The 14,990-nt window shown below is 51.4% G+C and carries 15 protein-coding genes; 1 reads left to right on the top strand and 14 read right to left on the bottom strand.

All coding sequences use genetic code 11. The annotated features are described in order from the left end of the window. Positions 1–13: 13 nt before the first annotated feature. Genes ACQ4OB_RS16160 through ACQ4OB_RS16135 form a run of 6 tightly spaced genes read right to left on the bottom strand, consistent with a single transcriptional unit; the run spans position 14 to position 6,337 of the window. Complete coding sequence (locus tag ACQ4OB_RS16160; RefSeq protein WP_430956038.1) at positions 14–2,155, bottom strand: glycosyltransferase; 2,142 nt, start codon at positions 2,153–2,155, stop codon at positions 14–16. Positions 2,156–2,166: 11 nt separating this feature from the next. Beyond that, on the bottom strand, positions 2,167–2,523 hold the full coding sequence (locus ACQ4OB_RS16155; RefSeq protein WP_430956037.1) for an SMR family transporter: 357 nt from the start codon (positions 2,521–2,523) through the stop codon (positions 2,167–2,169). Next, a complete protein-coding gene (locus ACQ4OB_RS16150; protein ID WP_430956036.1) occupies positions 2,520–3,356 on the bottom strand; it encodes a sugar phosphate isomerase/epimerase family protein in 837 nt (278 codons plus the stop codon). The genes ACQ4OB_RS16155 and ACQ4OB_RS16150 overlap by 4 nt, the downstream gene beginning before the upstream one ends. Next, complete coding sequence (locus ACQ4OB_RS16145; protein WP_430956035.1) at positions 3,353–4,147, bottom strand: pyridine nucleotide transhydrogenase; 795 nt, start codon at positions 4,145–4,147, stop codon at positions 3,353–3,355. Before ACQ4OB_RS16145 ends, ACQ4OB_RS16150 begins: the two co-directional genes overlap by 4 nt. After that, positions 4,140–5,312 carry an FAD-dependent oxidoreductase gene (locus ACQ4OB_RS16140; RefSeq protein ID WP_430956034.1) on the bottom strand — a complete coding sequence of 391 codons (1,173 nt, stop codon included), beginning with the start codon at positions 5,310–5,312 and terminating at the stop codon, positions 4,140–4,142. The genes ACQ4OB_RS16145 and ACQ4OB_RS16140 overlap by 8 nt, the downstream gene beginning before the upstream one ends. Next, a complete protein-coding gene (locus tag ACQ4OB_RS16135) occupies positions 5,312–6,337 on the bottom strand; it encodes a glycosyltransferase (RefSeq protein WP_430956033.1) in 1,026 nt (341 codons plus the stop codon). The genes ACQ4OB_RS16140 and ACQ4OB_RS16135 overlap by 1 nt, the downstream gene beginning before the upstream one ends. A 252-nt stretch (positions 6,338–6,589) precedes the next feature. On the opposite strand from ACQ4OB_RS16135, the gene ACQ4OB_RS16130 reads away from it, so the two are divergent. Beyond that, positions 6,590–8,005: a hypothetical protein gene (locus ACQ4OB_RS16130; RefSeq protein WP_430956032.1), complete on the top strand. Its 1,416-nt coding sequence runs from the start codon at positions 6,590–6,592 to the stop codon at positions 8,003–8,005. 224 nt (positions 8,006–8,229) lie between these two features. Here the strand turns inward: ACQ4OB_RS16130 and ACQ4OB_RS16125 are convergent, their stop codons facing one another. The 8 genes from ACQ4OB_RS16125 to ihfB all read right to left on the bottom strand — a co-directional run bounded on the left by ACQ4OB_RS16125 (position 8,230) and on the right by ihfB (position 14,840). Beyond that, entirely contained in the window at positions 8,230–9,255 is a 1,026-nt protein-coding gene (locus tag ACQ4OB_RS16125) for an MraY family glycosyltransferase (protein ID WP_430956031.1), read from the bottom strand. Continuing rightward, complete coding sequence (locus ACQ4OB_RS16120; protein ID WP_102614637.1) at positions 9,252–10,214, bottom strand: UDP-glucose 4-epimerase family protein; 963 nt, start codon at positions 10,212–10,214, stop codon at positions 9,252–9,254. The genes ACQ4OB_RS16125 and ACQ4OB_RS16120 overlap by 4 nt, the downstream gene beginning before the upstream one ends. After that, positions 10,211–11,134, bottom strand: a complete 924-nt coding sequence (locus tag ACQ4OB_RS16115) for a glycosyltransferase (protein WP_430956030.1) — start codon at positions 11,132–11,134, stop codon at positions 10,211–10,213. Before ACQ4OB_RS16115 ends, ACQ4OB_RS16120 begins: the two co-directional genes overlap by 4 nt. A gap of 69 nt (positions 11,135–11,203) precedes the next feature. Next, positions 11,204–12,082: a glucose-1-phosphate thymidylyltransferase RfbA gene (gene rfbA / locus ACQ4OB_RS16110; RefSeq protein ID WP_102614639.1), complete on the bottom strand. Its 879-nt coding sequence runs from the start codon at positions 12,080–12,082 to the stop codon at positions 11,204–11,206. Continuing rightward, complete coding sequence (gene rfbD / locus ACQ4OB_RS16105; RefSeq protein WP_102614640.1) at positions 12,079–12,972, bottom strand: dTDP-4-dehydrorhamnose reductase; 894 nt, start codon at positions 12,970–12,972, stop codon at positions 12,079–12,081. The genes rfbA and rfbD overlap by 4 nt, the downstream gene beginning before the upstream one ends. Continuing rightward, entirely contained in the window at positions 12,969–14,045 is a 1,077-nt protein-coding gene (gene rfbB, locus ACQ4OB_RS16100; protein WP_102614641.1) for a dTDP-glucose 4,6-dehydratase, read from the bottom strand. Before rfbB ends, rfbD begins: the two co-directional genes overlap by 4 nt. Positions 14,046–14,276: 231 nt before the next feature. Beyond that, entirely contained in the window at positions 14,277–14,516 is a 240-nt protein-coding gene (locus tag ACQ4OB_RS16095) for a LapA family protein (protein WP_052964115.1), read from the bottom strand. 27 nt (positions 14,517–14,543) lie between these two features. After that, on the bottom strand, positions 14,544–14,840 hold the full coding sequence (gene ihfB / locus ACQ4OB_RS16090; RefSeq protein ID WP_003369729.1) for an integration host factor subunit beta: 297 nt from the start codon (positions 14,838–14,840) through the stop codon (positions 14,544–14,546). Between the last annotated feature and the right edge of the window lie 150 nt (positions 14,841–14,990).

Below are 14,990 nucleotides of genomic sequence, written 5' to 3'. Positions count from 1 at the left end.
CAGTCGCGCTGTATCAACCCGCCCTCATCGCCTTGCTAGCAACGCGTCGAGAAATCTCGGCCATTGCAAAGAACGCCAATATCAACGCACAGAAATAGGAATAATACAGATATCGATAATCAGCAGAAGGGGCAATGAGAACGTGAGGTAATACAAAGGCTATCGCGGACCCTCCCAGGCTGAAAACCAGCACTCTGTTCCACTTGAGACAAATCAGAATCCCCATAGCGGCCATGAGAACGACCAGATAAATCCATGGAAAAAACATCCATGGATGAACACCTGTTTGAGACGCAAGCCAAGCTGAGAATTTATTACCTTGAAAACTCAGGCCATAAGGGTTATCGACTGTGGTAGGGCTCGCAACAACTGCCGTAGTCGATTCACCCCAACGGAGCAGGGCTGAAAAATTTTCCAACCGATGAACCAGATAAACGCCTGGATACTCAGAGACAGCGTCTATCCAACGTTGATTCAACTCAGACAACTTAGCCGCATCAGTAGTGAGCAGGCTTCCAGATGCTCCATAAAACAGTGCATTGTTTCCGCCAGGCCAGTACAAAAGCTTTAACTTACCCTGCGTATCACCCACACGGTCAGAAACATAAGAAGGCAGTAAATTCTTTCCAACCTTTACAGAAATCCCCAATAAATCATAAGTTTGAGAATACTGAAACGGGTGCTCTTTTATGACATGCTCTTTTGGAACTATAAATAGCGCCCCAGTCGCACAGACGACCGTAATAACCAAAGCAAGCCCAACTTGCATTACCCGACTTGTTTTTTTCCAGCCTTCTGCATACACCCAAAACCCAAACAGGAAAGGCAATACAACCAGAGCATTTGTTTTCACACCAAACGCAAATACTCCCAGAATCAAGATTCCAAAGCGCTCAACCCACGTAAACTTTCTCGGTTGAACGTAGACATTGATAACTATCGCCCATGCGAAAAATATTGCGCAGGCAAAAACAACGTCTTTCCATATCTGACCAAGTGGAAAAAGCAAGCCAGGCCAAAAACCTATCAAGGGAATAAAATATGCGTACCGTCCAACCCAGCGACGAGACGCAACAGCGAAAAGTCCCCAAGCCCCCCAGTAAAGAATCAAGTTCTGAATTAAAAATAACGCAGGTCCCGAATACAAGAAATCGAGGTGCCGCCACCACCATGCCATCAATACCGGATGCCAATCATTATAAAAATCACTTTTCGCATTGGTATACTGAATGACTGAGTCTGGGCTCATCCACCCAGGGAAAAAAGCCAATACGCTAAACAGAATACCCAGCAAGCACACCAATGCAATTGGCCGTGCACCAGGAAGTGTCTGCCGTACCGAGCCCGGTACGTTGTAAGCCCCCATGCATGAGAAGAGCAAAGTCTTCAAGACTCTGAGATTCCCTCTAATTGCACTGATCTTGGTCGGAACTTCACCCTCTGGATAAATCCGGCTGGTGGACAACTCCAGACATCGATACCCCATCTGCGGTACTCGATGAGAGAGGTAAGCCAGTAATTCGTATTCTCGGAAGGTGTCGCGGAACGGGCTGATTGCCGGATCCAGCAGCATTTTACGACTGTACGCCCGAAAGCCCTGGGTCGTATCTGTCCATGGAAAACCTGAGCTGAACGACAATGCCGGAGCGTGGATCAATCGAATGGCCAAGTCGCGCGACTTTGGCGTGTTCACTGCCACACCTCCCGGCAAGAAACGAGAAGCCTGCACAAAATCGACTCCTTGTTTCAAGGCGTCAATAAAGCGCGGAATGGCAACGGGATCATCCTTATCATTACCGTCGATGCTGACAATGCCTTCATAACCCTGATCCAGGGCAAATGCATAGGCACAACGCAACTGCGAGCTCAGTTTGCCCGGACCGGTTTTCACCAGAAGACCGCTGACGCCCTTATCCTGTAGAGCCTGTAACTCAAGAGATCCATCCGTACTACCACCGTCGACAATGATGATATCGGCAATGTCAGAAATTTTTGCCTCTGCCATCTTGGCAATCAAGTTCCTGATGCGATCACCTTCGTTTATGACGGGAATAACCACGCACCAGGGATGTTTACGGCCACGCCACAACGGCGTATCAAAAGAAGGAACTTGCCAGGTGTTGCGCATAACTGGATCAATATCAGAAGGGGTCATTATTTCTACCATCAAACTACGCGAGCTGTGATCAGCCCGACGCCAGCAATCACCAATAAAACCCCTACCGCTGTCGTCCAGTGAAAGGGCTCACGAAAAAATAATATCGAAGACAAGGCGACAGTCGCCACCGCCCCCGCAGTTAACACCGGATGCGCCACATTGAGCGGAAGACGAGCGAGCGCAGCGGCATAAAGCAGGAACGCCATGCCATACAGCCCAAGTCCCAGCCAGAACGGCCAATTGGTAAGTGCCGTCAGCGGATCACTGAGGGATGGAAACTTGCGTGGAGGCATCATTGCCATCTTCACCAGTACGCTGGCAGATGCATTGGAAAGGATGCCCAGAAACAGAATGATCCATTTCATGCCCCTACCCCCACATTGCCTGCACAGTAATACTTCAACGCTACGCCCAAGGCACGCTCAACAGAGTTCAGATGTGACTCATCCTTGGTGGCAACCATCTCGATCGATACAACATGGCCAGGCAAATAACGCTTCAAAGCCAAAGCCATCTGCCCATGATCGGTGCCGCCATCCCCGAGGGGCAGCAAGTCCGGCTCGCTGGCATGCACATGCCCAATCAGATCGGCACACTCGTTCAGCACCTGTTGAGGATCTTCGCCGTTAATCGCCAGCGCACCGGTATCCAACTGCATGCGGATGGCGGGATGGTCAATTGCTCTGACCACCGTAGCGGTCTCTGCGCTGGTAGTCATGAAGTTGGCGCCGTAACAGGTTGGATTGGGTTCGAGACAAATCGTCACCCCATTGGAATGAGCAATGTCCCCCAACTGCCTGAAAAAAGGCACGGCCACCGCGAACGCTTGCTCATCGCTCAAACCGGTGCGATCACGATTCTTCGGTGAACCAAAGACCACTCTGGTAGCACCAAGGCCAGAACCAATACGGCACACAGCGCTCAAGTGGGTTAACAAATCTTCTTGAGATTGCTGTGAACCGAAGACATTCAAACCGGTTGTACCGAACAACAGCGCCTGCATCCCGGTGATTTCGACGCCTCGCATCGCCCACCATTCTTTAACCAGGCTGATGTCAGCGTCCGAAGCCTTGGCGGGCTCGGGAAAGTACTTTCCGGGCGCCACATCGATTGCATCAACACCATGAAGTCGAAGCAAATCGGCGATGCCTTCGTCTTCCGCGATATCCCACGCGATGTTGGAGATCGCTAGCCTCATGGATTTACTCCTGAATCGGTTTTCACAACTAGCGGTTCTGACTGGGCATAGGCACGAACCGCGAGGAGTGTCTCACGAGCGCTGTATTGATACCGCCCTGCCCCACCGAACACATGCGCATGCAGGGTCTGCATGTCATAGGTTGCAGCAGGATTCCCAAGGGCGTTAATGAAAGATGTGCCGAAGCCCTTCTGCGAAATATCGGCCACACTGACAGGCTGCGCTGTCAGGTGAACCAGTCTCAAACCGGCATCGAGCGCCAGCTGGATGTCGTGCCAGAGATTAACCATCGGATAGAACTGGAAGACACCACGACTATCGATCAAATGAAGGTTGTTTTGATTCAAAAAGTCGAAAATGACGTTTTTACGCAAACCTGGCCCCACCAACCCTGGGAGACGCACGATCAGATGGTTGGCGAAATGGCTTTCAACAAATTCCTCCAACACTCGGCGGTGCAGACCATAGGCATGCAAACCCGACACATCCACCGGCGTCTCTTCATCAACTCCCATGGAATTGCTGAAAACATCGACTGTACTGATCAGAACGAAGGTCGTGCACCGGAGTGTCTTGAGATGTGCAATCAGACCGTCTATTTTTTCCCGATCAGCGTCAGGATCACGGTTAGCGATCCACTTTTGTGCTGGCGCACCCGCACACACAACGGTATCGAACACCTGACCGTCAATATCACCGATGTTGGTTGAACGATACAGCGAAGTGAAGGTTTTTTGTTTCAGCAACGTACTACCAACAAACCCTGAAAATCCGATAAGTGCATTAGCCATTCACAACTCCAGATTTGGTGGTTTCCTGACTATCGACACACGGGAACTGTTCTGTATCGAGTTTTTCAAGAACATCATAAATATTGTCAATTTTGCCACCGAGCACCGAGTAACAACCGGGGAGCTCTGCGTGTTTTTCAAAAAGAATCGGCCGACCATCGTCGCCTTCGTTCTTTACCAGAACGGTTTTGACCTCGAACAACGAGTCAATATGCTTGGCCTCAAGAACCGCCGGGATATACCGCCCCACATCCCTCACCATTCGGTCAACGCGTGAGTCCCGCGGGTAATGGCGAAGTTTCTCGTAGGGGTCGACCCCTTGCTGATCAGCCCAATGCAAGTGCGGGGTATATCGCACATGGGACAAGGTATGCAGGTTGCGAGCAGGAAAAGGCATCATCGAGAAGAATGGCCCGTCCATCACCGTAACACCGAGCCCGACAAGGGATGGGGGCATCTGCATCAAGGCCATTTCGGTGATTTCTTGTTTGAGCTCAGCCTTCACACCGGGGAACTCACCAGAAAACTGATTGAGACCACTGTAAGTGCAGTTGAATACGTAACGACACACGACCTCTTCCAACTGGCCGTTTGGCGTCTTTACTGCCACGCGCAGTGTAGAGTCCGACCCTCTGGAAATACCGCTCGCCTGGGTTGAACAACGAATCTGGACGCGGCTATCTTTCAACTCCCTCTCTGCCCAGCCGGCTAGCTTCGTCGAGTCAAACGCGTACTCTTCAACCAGAAACACTTCTTCGATCAACCTCGGCTCAAAGAGCCCTCGCAACGACGCATCTGCTGGCTGGAAAGCCGCCCCTATCTCTCGGCAGAAACGTTCAAACTGCCTGGCCGTGACCTTGGAGTTGCGTCGGGCAATGGCATAGAGCTTGGTGAAGTCCTGCTTGACCGCATCAGGCCAGTCCCGCACGAATTTCGGCAGATTGACCCTGCTGCGATAAGCCGTCGTGAAACTGCGCGGATAGTGATAGCCGTTATGTACCCGCGCCTGATTGCTATAGGAAGCACGCTTCAACAATGCGGGTTCACTCTCAAGCAATAGGACACGTTTGAGCCCACGCTGCCTGGCGAGATAGATAGAAATGGCAGCGCCATAAAACCCACCACCGATCACAACTGCATCAAAATCTGTGATGACACTCGACATCAGACGTTTTGCTCGCGTGACAACGTGTCGTTATCAACCGTAGTCGAACGAACCTCTTCGATGTTGAGCTTTTCATGACGAGTCATGCGGGCGCTGGTGAACTCCTGACCGACATGATACTGGGGTCCTTCGTTCGACAAGCTCGCCATGTTCAAGATGTACTCCCCTAACACCAGGAGAACCAGAGAGATCAGGAAGAACATACCCGATTGTTGCAGCGAAAAACTGACCCAGCCTGGGGCTACATCCGTTTTGAACAAACCGATCGCAAGCACGTAGACGCTGTATAGCAGATTGGCTACGGCACCGAACAACGACAGCGAAGTCACTAGCCGCATGGGGGCTCGGGTGGTCGATACCAGCAGACGCATACCACGGTCGATGCTGTCCCCCAGTCGCTTCGGGCCACAGGCCTTCGGTTTTGCGCTGTAAGTCAGGTAAGCACGGGCAAAGCCGCCCGTTGCCGGAAGATGCCGGTAGGTCATGGCTGGCTGAGGATGCTGAAGGATGAAGTTGATGACTCGCTTGCTGATAATGCGGTACTGCGGCGCTTCTCTGGCAAGGTGAACACCATTGAACCAGTTATAGAGCCAATGGAATACCGCGTATGCGCTTCGATAGGCCCTGCTTTGCGCGGTTTTCTGCTGATTGTTCGCAAACACCACATCAGCACCGCGAACCGCCTGCTCAAGCATTTCAGGGATAAAACCAATGTCATCGGACAGCGGATCGATCACGGCCACGAAGTCACCCAGCGCGTTTTCCAGACCAACCCACGACGCGGTGTCGGTATCTACCTCTTTGGTCAGGGCGTAGACCTGCAAGTTGGCGAGCCCATTCTCGCTTGTCAGTTGCTTGAGGACCGAAACACTCTCATCGTCGGATGCGTTATCGACAACGATCAACTCGTAATCGCTGACGGTCAGGGCGACAGCAGAAGCCGCGTCTGCCAGTATTTTTTCGATTCCTTGCGACTGATTGCGAACGACAAAAACCACAGACAAAAAGCACGGAAAGAAGGCCATTCACAATTCCCTTTCAACAAAAATCAAGCGATCACCGGAGGGGCTTTGTGATGCCGCCTAGAGTAAAAATACTGATTCTACCCCATCTCCCGGCCCACACCACCTGCCACTCACACGAGCCAAGAACATACGCCGAAGCCGACTGATGTCTAAAACTCGTCTAGAGATTCCAGAAAGGCCTCTTCACCTCCTTTCTGGCGGGCGACATTTAATAAATGATAAGATTCATGATCGAAAAAACGGACTAATAAAATGTCGTCAGTAACGTCATCAACCAGGGACTATATCGCCTGTGGAGCGCTGCTTATATTTGCAGCGCTCTCTGTTTACCTTCAGGCCCCCGGTTATTTGTTGTGGGGTGACTCATTCGTAAAATGGGAGCTCGCAAAAGCCATTTCCCAACACGGCTTTGGCTACCCTTACAACGAATTATCTTTCACCAACTGGCACCCGACCTTCCCAGTAGTTTTAATGGCAGCCACATTTAAACTAAGTGGAGGCATGTTTTTATTCTCTACAATGCAATCAGCATTACTCTCACTTGGCACCTACGCAGTGCTTCGTAGAGCCACCCCTGCTTATACAGCCCTCGCACTGACTTCAATTTTACTCTTCATACCCACCAATATTATTTATTCAGTGATCCATACACCCGAGCCATTAATGACTGCATTCGCGCTCATACTAATCGGCGCACTACTCCACAAAGAAGAGCTTATTCTAAAATATGGAATCTACCCATTTCTGATTATTGCTAGCATATTATTCATCACGACAGTATGGATCAGACCCAATTTTGCCATATGCGCTCCAATCATTGCATTCTTTGCCGTTACTCGCTCAGCCTATCGATTATTATTCGCCATAGCACTTCTTTTCACGTCCATTTCGCTGCTTCACACTTGGGACAAACTACTAAATGTAAACAGCCAGGATGTTTCAGTTGTCAGCATGGCTGCCGAGATAGTCGGCATATCCAAAATGACCAACGGTGCTACATGTGATAACTGTCTCGACTTTATCGGCAATACCGAATCCGCACGACAAAATTACAGACACGAAGATGCCGGCTATATGCTTTGGGGGAAAGACGGAGGCATCACCCCCTACAGAGTTGCACTGATTGAAAACGCCCCAAAAATCCGCAAACTTTGGTGGCACTCAGTGACAAGCGCGCCACTTGAATTTATTAAAATGAAATCAATTAAAGCTTACTGGCTTTACCTCGGGAATAGTCCAACTGTAACTACCGCCACGCCAATGACAACCAACTGGACCGGCGTAACTTCAGAAATAACAAGAACCGAAGCCGCGTGCAACTGCCAAGTTGGCCCCTTACGCAACCAAGCGGCAGAACTTGCAACAAACATTCGAATCCCCGCACTGGAAGAGAAGCCACTCCTCGGACTGGCTATATGCCTTACACTAATCGCAAGTTCTCTAGCTTTACCAACCCCTTCTGCTACAGCGATACGCTTGCTCGCCAGCACTTCCATTCTTTACTACGCCGGTTTCCTTTTGAATATGCAACGTGTGGAATTTCGCTACTACTACCCATCGTGGATGTTGATGCTTATAGCCGTAGTAATACTTATGCAGTGCATCACCTCAACAATCACGACACGAATAAAAAACCGCTATGCTCTCACATCGACAACTGATGTGTAAAATCTAACGCCCAAGCAATGACACCTTGGTGAAAAGCCGCCTATTCAAACTCCTTCTCCTGCATCCGTGGTCTGGTGCAGGAAAAAGGAGATACAGCCCTCCACCCAGCGGATTGCCAGGCGAGCGTATCCGACTCACGAATTCATCCCCCAAGATAGATGAGGCTTATAGCGCGACTACGAAATACATTTCCTAATGTGGTAAATCGAGAGCCTTACTACCGCTCAAGAATCAGCCTTTTCCTCCAACGCTCCCGCATTAAATAAACAGGCTAAAAAGACGAGCGGAGTGTACGCAATTAACATTCCGAGTATTTCGTTCAGCAATCCCAGCCCGACAAAAATCGAAATTGGTACCAACCAGACAAGATTAATGACGACAACCCCAAGCGTTACGGCTCGATGACTCTTGAAACGACGGGATGCATACTGATAGGCGTGGCTGCGATGCGCCTGAGAAACTTTGTCTCCACGCATCAAACGTCGCAGCAACGTCCAGGTAGCATCAACAATGAAAACTCCGAGCAGAATCAACCAACTCCAGAGCAACTCCGGCGCTGTCCAAGCCGCATGGAGCGCTAAACCGCCGAGAATGAAGCCTAGAAATCCACTACCCGCGTCTCCCATAAAGATACGCGCGGGAGGAAAATTCCAGCATAGAAACCCGGCCACCGCTCCAGCCAAAACGAACGGAACCCATATAAGGTTGGCGTAACCACCCAGCCAATACAACGCGCATACCCCCAGACATACGCATATGGCCTCCGCGCTGGCCAAGCCATCAATGCCGTCCATAAAATTGTAGAGGTTCAGCATCCAGACAAGGTAAATCAGCGCAAGCACATTGCCGAACCAGCCCAAGTCAATCGCGGTACCAAAAAATGAAATGGATGCGAGGCCATTAAGCCAGTACAGCGCCCAGCCAGCTGCAATGAAATGCCCCAAGAGCCGCCATCTAGCGGCAATATGGCCATGATCGTCGGCGAAGCCTATAAGCGCGACCAAAATTCCCGCGCCCAGTAACCCTATAAGCAAAGGCATACCAAGCAGACCCACGGCAGCCAACACCGGCAGCGCCACTGCAAACGCCACCACAATAGCCACCCCGCCTCCGCGAGGCGTAGGTACGGTATGGGAACTGCGCTCGTTTGGTATGTCGATTAAACTCTTGGCCAAGGCATACCGACGCAAGACATAGGTCAGCAACCAGGAACTTGCGAACACAGCAGATAGCAACAACCAAAAAGTCATTTCGTCAACTTATCCAGATAATGGTCGGCGGTTTTGCGTAAAGCTTTATCCACACTTACCGAGGGACGCCAATTCAAAACATCACATGTTTTGCTAATATCAACCTGCAACGAACTGCACAAACGTTGAGCAACTGCTTTTTTACCCAGGAGTGAGGCACTTAAACTCAATACAAAATAAGGTATCGGGAGCAACCATGCTTTCGTGCCTAAGGCACGAGCCATGCGCCGAAGCAACAAAGTTGTAGATAGATCCTCACCATCACTAACCAAAAAGATATTATTCGCTGCAGCAGGATGATCGATACAGGTCACGATGAGATCCACAAGGTTATCAAGCGCCACCAGACTGCGTTGATTATTAATAGCACCCAACGGTAAAGGTATATTTCTATACAGCCAACTCATCATGCTTAAAAAATTGGCCTTCACCCCCGGGCCATATACAAGTGGCGGCCTGATAATAACAACTTCCATTCCAGTGCTCAGACCAATCTGCTTCAAAGCATCTTCAGCTTCTTGTTTCGAGACTCCGTACGGATCTACAGGTGCTGGAGGATCGTCAGCCTTAAAAGAACTCTGTGGTACGGTGCTTTCGCCATTAACCTTGATTGAACTGATAAAAATAAACCGTTTCACCCCCGATTCGGCCGCTTTTTTGGCGAGTCTAACGGTTCCGTCCACATTGACTTTGCGAAATTCCGAAAGAGCGTCCGCTGAGGTTTCGTTCATCACATGCACTCGAGCCGCGGCATGGATTACTACTTGAACGTCATTCAGGGCCGGTGATGCAGTAGTGTCTGTAAGGTCGAACGGGACTACCCGACACAAACCAAGCAATCGTGTAACACCGCGCACAGCGGCAACCGGGACGAATTTTTTATCGAGTAAAAGCCTGAAAACCAATGCTTCGCCAACGAATCCGCTAGCCCCCGTCACCAAAACTTGTGGGCCTTTCATTTATTCCTCTTTCCAACAACTGCAGTGGTACAACAGATAAAAAAGAAGAACACTTTATCGCGGAATCGACGCCGGCATATCCAGGCGCTCAAGGAAAGCTTCAATAACTGCCTGCGCCCTAACTCGAGCCATGCTTCAACAAAAGGTTCTCTGCTCTGGCCCACCAATGAAGCAATCAATCGCACCTGAGTAAACCACCAGCCGTCATGAATCATTTTATATCGGGCAATCAAAGGAGCCAATCCAGTGTTAGCCCCTACTTGATTACTATCATGCTGGCGATACAGCATGGATGGAACCGGGTCGATGAACCATTTGTATTGGTGACTTCGGGCGAAGGCGTAACAGTACCAGTCATGCAAACTGACTTCCTGTAATCGCTGCCAGTTGGCAAGCATGGAGTCCTTCAGCGAGTCCGCCAATCTCTTGTTCAACACGTAAGTACAACCCGGCCCAGCAGCCTCGAACAAAAAATCCCAGGCAACTTGCGGTTGTGCCTTGTCCAACAAATGCGTTCTACCGTCTGGCCAGAAAGCCGTTACATTACTTGAATACGCATCAAATTCACCTGCCAGCAAAGTCTGGGTGGCTCGCTCGAGCTTGTCTGAGTGCCAAATGTCATCCTGATCAGCAAACGCGATGAAGTCATAACCCTCGAAATCGACATCACGGATGAGACGGAAGAAATTGCGTGATGCTCCACCGAAATTACCGGCAGCCGGTAGCAAAACCACATCGCTACGTTCAGCGAAGAAGCTAGTGCACCAAGCTTCGGTGCCGTCTGTCGAAGGATCAACACTTATATAGACGGTAACATCTACAGCTGACTGACTTAGGATCGAGGTAATCTGCTCTTCGATCCACCGCATTCCGTTGTACGCAGCCAGCAAAACTGCTACCTGTGGATATTTTACTGGCATGCCAATCCTGCTTGCATTGGGTTAACACTTCAAATCGAAAAGAGGACGCTCACAGCTCAGTGAAAAACACTAACCCAGCAACCTCTCCAGGTACTGACCATAGCCAGTCTTCTTGAGACGCTCTGCCTGTGCGCCCAATTGCTCTGGGGTGATCCAGCCATTGTTGTAAGCAATCTCTTCCAGGCAAGCAACTTTAAAGCCTTGGCGTTTTTCGATGGTGTGTACGAAGTGGCTCGCCTCAAGCAGCGACTCGTGAGTACCCGTGTCCAACCATGCGAATCCGCGGCCAAGGATTTCGACGTTCAGTTCATTCCCCTCAAGGTAGGCACGGTTGACATCGGTGATTTCCAGCTCGCCGCGTGCGGACGGCTTGATGCTCTTGGCGATCTCGATGACCTTGTTGTCGTAGAAGTACAGGCCGGTTACCACGTAGTTGGACTTGGGCTTCAGCGGCTTTTCTTCGATGCTCAGCGCACGACCGGTAGCGTCGAATTCCACGACACCGAAACGCTCTGGATCAGATACGTGATAGCCGAATACAGTCGCGCCTTGCTCTTGATTGGTCGCGGAACGCAGGTTTTCCGAGAAGCTCTGTCCGTAGAAGATGTTGTCACCCAAGATCAGACAGCAAGGGTCCTTTCCGATGAACTCTTCAGCAATGATGAAAGCTTGGGCCAAACCATCCGGACTTGGTTGTTCGGCGTAGGTCAGCTTGAGGCCATACAGGCTTCCATCACCCAGTAACCTGCGGAAGCACGGCAGGTCTTGCGGTGTGGAGATGATCAGGATTTCGCGCATTCCCGCGAGCATCAGTACCGAGAGCGGATAAAAGATCATCGGCTTGTCGTAGATCGGCAGCATCTGCTTGGACACGCCGAGGGTCAATGGATGCAGGCGTGTACCCGAACCACCCGCGAGAATGATGCCTTTACGATTCGCCGTGGTCATTTATTCAGAATCTCCCTAAGCATTCGGGTCACGCCACTTTGCCATTCCGGTAAGTGTAGAGAAAAATTGTCGCGCAGCTTCTGAGTATTCAAACGCGAATTCAGAGGACGGCGTGCAGGTGTTGGATAAGCAATCGTTTCAATTGGATTGATCGCCGTTACGGCGAGCTGCTCGCCGTTGTCTCGAGCGAAGCTGATCACATGGCTAGCATAGCCGTGCCAGGAGACTTCGCCACTGGCCGCCAAGTGATACAGGCCCGAGAGCTCGGGACGTTGCAGAACTTGCTGAATGGCCAACGCGGTCACGTCGGCAATCAGGTCTGCCCCGGTCGGGGCTCCGATCTGGTCAGCGATGACGCTCAAGGTTTGGCGAGCCTTGGCCAGGCTGAGCATGGTTTTGGCGAAGTTGTTGCCCCGAGCGCCATAGACCCAACTGGTGCGGAAGATCAGATGCTTGCAGCCTGACCCGGTAATCGCCTGTTCGCCGGCCAGTTTAGTGGCGCCGTAGTGATTCACCGGGGCGACTGCATCCGACTCTTGCCACGGTGCAGAACCTTGGCCGCTGAAGACGTAGTCAGTCGAGTAGTGGATCAGCCAGGCACCCAGAATCGCGGCCTCTTCGGCCATGACCTGGCTTGCCTGACCGTTTACACGGCTGGCTAACCCAGTCTCGGACTCGGCTTTATCGACAGCTGTATAGGCCGCTGCATTGACGATGACGTCGGGTTTAAGCTGGCGGATCGTTGCACGCAAGGCGTCGAGATCAGACAGATCACCACACAATCCACCGACCGAATGGCGATCCAGGGCGATTAACTCACCCAGTGGTGCGAGGGAGCGCTGCAGTTCCCAGCCTACCTGGCCGTTTTTTCCCAGCAGGAGGATTTTCATGCCTTGTTCGAGCGGTCTGCGTAGTTCTGGTCAATCCACTGCTGATAGCTACCGCTCTTCACGTGAGCGACCCATTCAGTGTTGTTGAGGTACCACTCGACTGTTTTGCGGATACCGGTTTCAAAGGTTTCTTCCGGTGTCCAACCCAGTTCACGCTGGATTTTGCTGGCGTCGATTGCGTAGCGCAAATCATGGCCGGGGCGATCCTGAACGTAGGTGATCAGGCTGGCATGTGGACGATGAGCGGAATCGGGACGCAGTTCGTCGAGCAGCGCACACAGGGTATGCACCACTTCGATGTTTTGCTTTTCGTTATGGCCACCGATGTTGTACGTCTCGCCGATAACGCCTTCGGTCACGACTTTGTACAGTGCGCGGGCGTGGTCTTCGACGTAGAGCCAGTCGCGGACCTGGTCGCCTTTGCCGTAGACCGGCAGCGGTTTGCCTTCCAATGCATTGAGAATGATCAGCGGGATCAACTTCTCAGGAAAATGGCATGGGCCGTAGTTGTTGGAGCAGTTGGTGACCAGGGTCGGCAAGCCATACGTACGGCTCCAGGCGCGAACCAGGTGATCGGAACTGGCCTTGCTGGCGGAGTATGGCGAGCTTGGCTGATACGGCGTGGTTTCGGTGAAGAGATCTTCCGGACCTTCGAGGTCTCCGTAAACTTCGTCAGTCGAAATATGGTGAAAGCGGAAGTCGGCTTTACGCGCATCATCCAGCGCAGCCCAATAGTGGCGTGCAGCTTCCAGCAGGGTGTAAGTGCCGATGATGTTGGTCTGGATGAATTCAGACGGGCCAGAGATCGAGCGATCGACGTGGGACTCAGCGGCCAGATGCATGATCGCATCCGGTTGATGTTCAAGCAGGACGCGGTCAACCTGATCGCGGTCGCAGATGTCGACACGCTCGAACACGTAACGTGAGTTGTGGCTAACTTCGGCCAATGACTCAAGGTTACCGGCGTAAGTAAGCTTATCGAGGTTAACGACAGAGTCAGTAGTGCTGGAAATGATGTGTCGAATGACTGCCGAACCGATAAACCCGGCGCCGCCGGTAACTAGAATTTTCACGCGAAACCATACCCTTGAGTTACTGACAAGGCCGCCAACCGAGCGCTGTCTAATCCATGAATTCCAAAGCCATCAAGTCAGCAGAGGTTTTCTGACAGAGTCATTCTGAACCGACATGGGAATATGCCACTATCGGACAAGCGCAGCATTTTACAGCTTAATGACGGTTTTACTAATGGATATAGACAAGCTGTGGTGAAAGCTTAGTGCGCCTTGCGCGTTATGTCGTAATCAGACAAGGCGCTTGCGGGAAGCTCTGGATGTACGCCCCAGAAACCAGCCAAGAATCGGCCCGATCACCATCCCGATCAGCAACGCAATGACCATGACCAGCGATACCGGTAGTTGCGGCCCCGCCCAACCCAGGAACAGCAAGGAAACCGATTGCTGATTCTCGAGAACGAACGCCAGGATCGCCAAAACCAGTAACAGGACGAATACGGCGAGCAGTACGCGCTTGAGGTTACGCATGAGCGGTTCCTTGTATAACAGACGCCGTCAAAGACCTTCCTCCTCATCCTCGTTCACACGGTCACGCAATTCTTTGCCTGGCTTGAAATGCGGCACGAACTTGCCGTCGAGGCTGACGGACTGACCGGTTTTTGGATTGCGCCCTACGCGCGGTGCGCGGTAGTGCAAGGAGAAGCTGCCAAACCCACGGATCTCGATGCGATCACCGGTGGCCAGACATTGGGACATTTGTTCAAGCATGGTCTTGATGGCCAGCTCCACATCCTTGGATGAGAGCAGCCCTTGATGGGTGACAATTCGTTCGATCAACTCCGACTTCGTCATATTTTTCCCTTCTTTTTCAAGCAGCTAGATCAGCGCTTCAAAGGTTTTAGCACGCCCCGATGAATTTGAACAGCCCGAGTTTTGACATATCTTTACCCATAAAGAGATGCACGATTTCAGACCACTGCAACGCTGATCACGCCGTTCCGG

Origin of the sequence: Pseudomonas sp. ES4 (genome assembly GCF_050586665.1) — a bacterium.
GTDB classification, from domain to species: domain Bacteria; phylum Pseudomonadota; class Gammaproteobacteria; order Pseudomonadales; family Pseudomonadaceae; genus Aquipseudomonas; species Aquipseudomonas frederiksbergensis.
The sequence above is the reverse complement of the archived record's forward strand: the minus strand, read 5'-3'. Positions and strand labels throughout refer to the sequence as shown.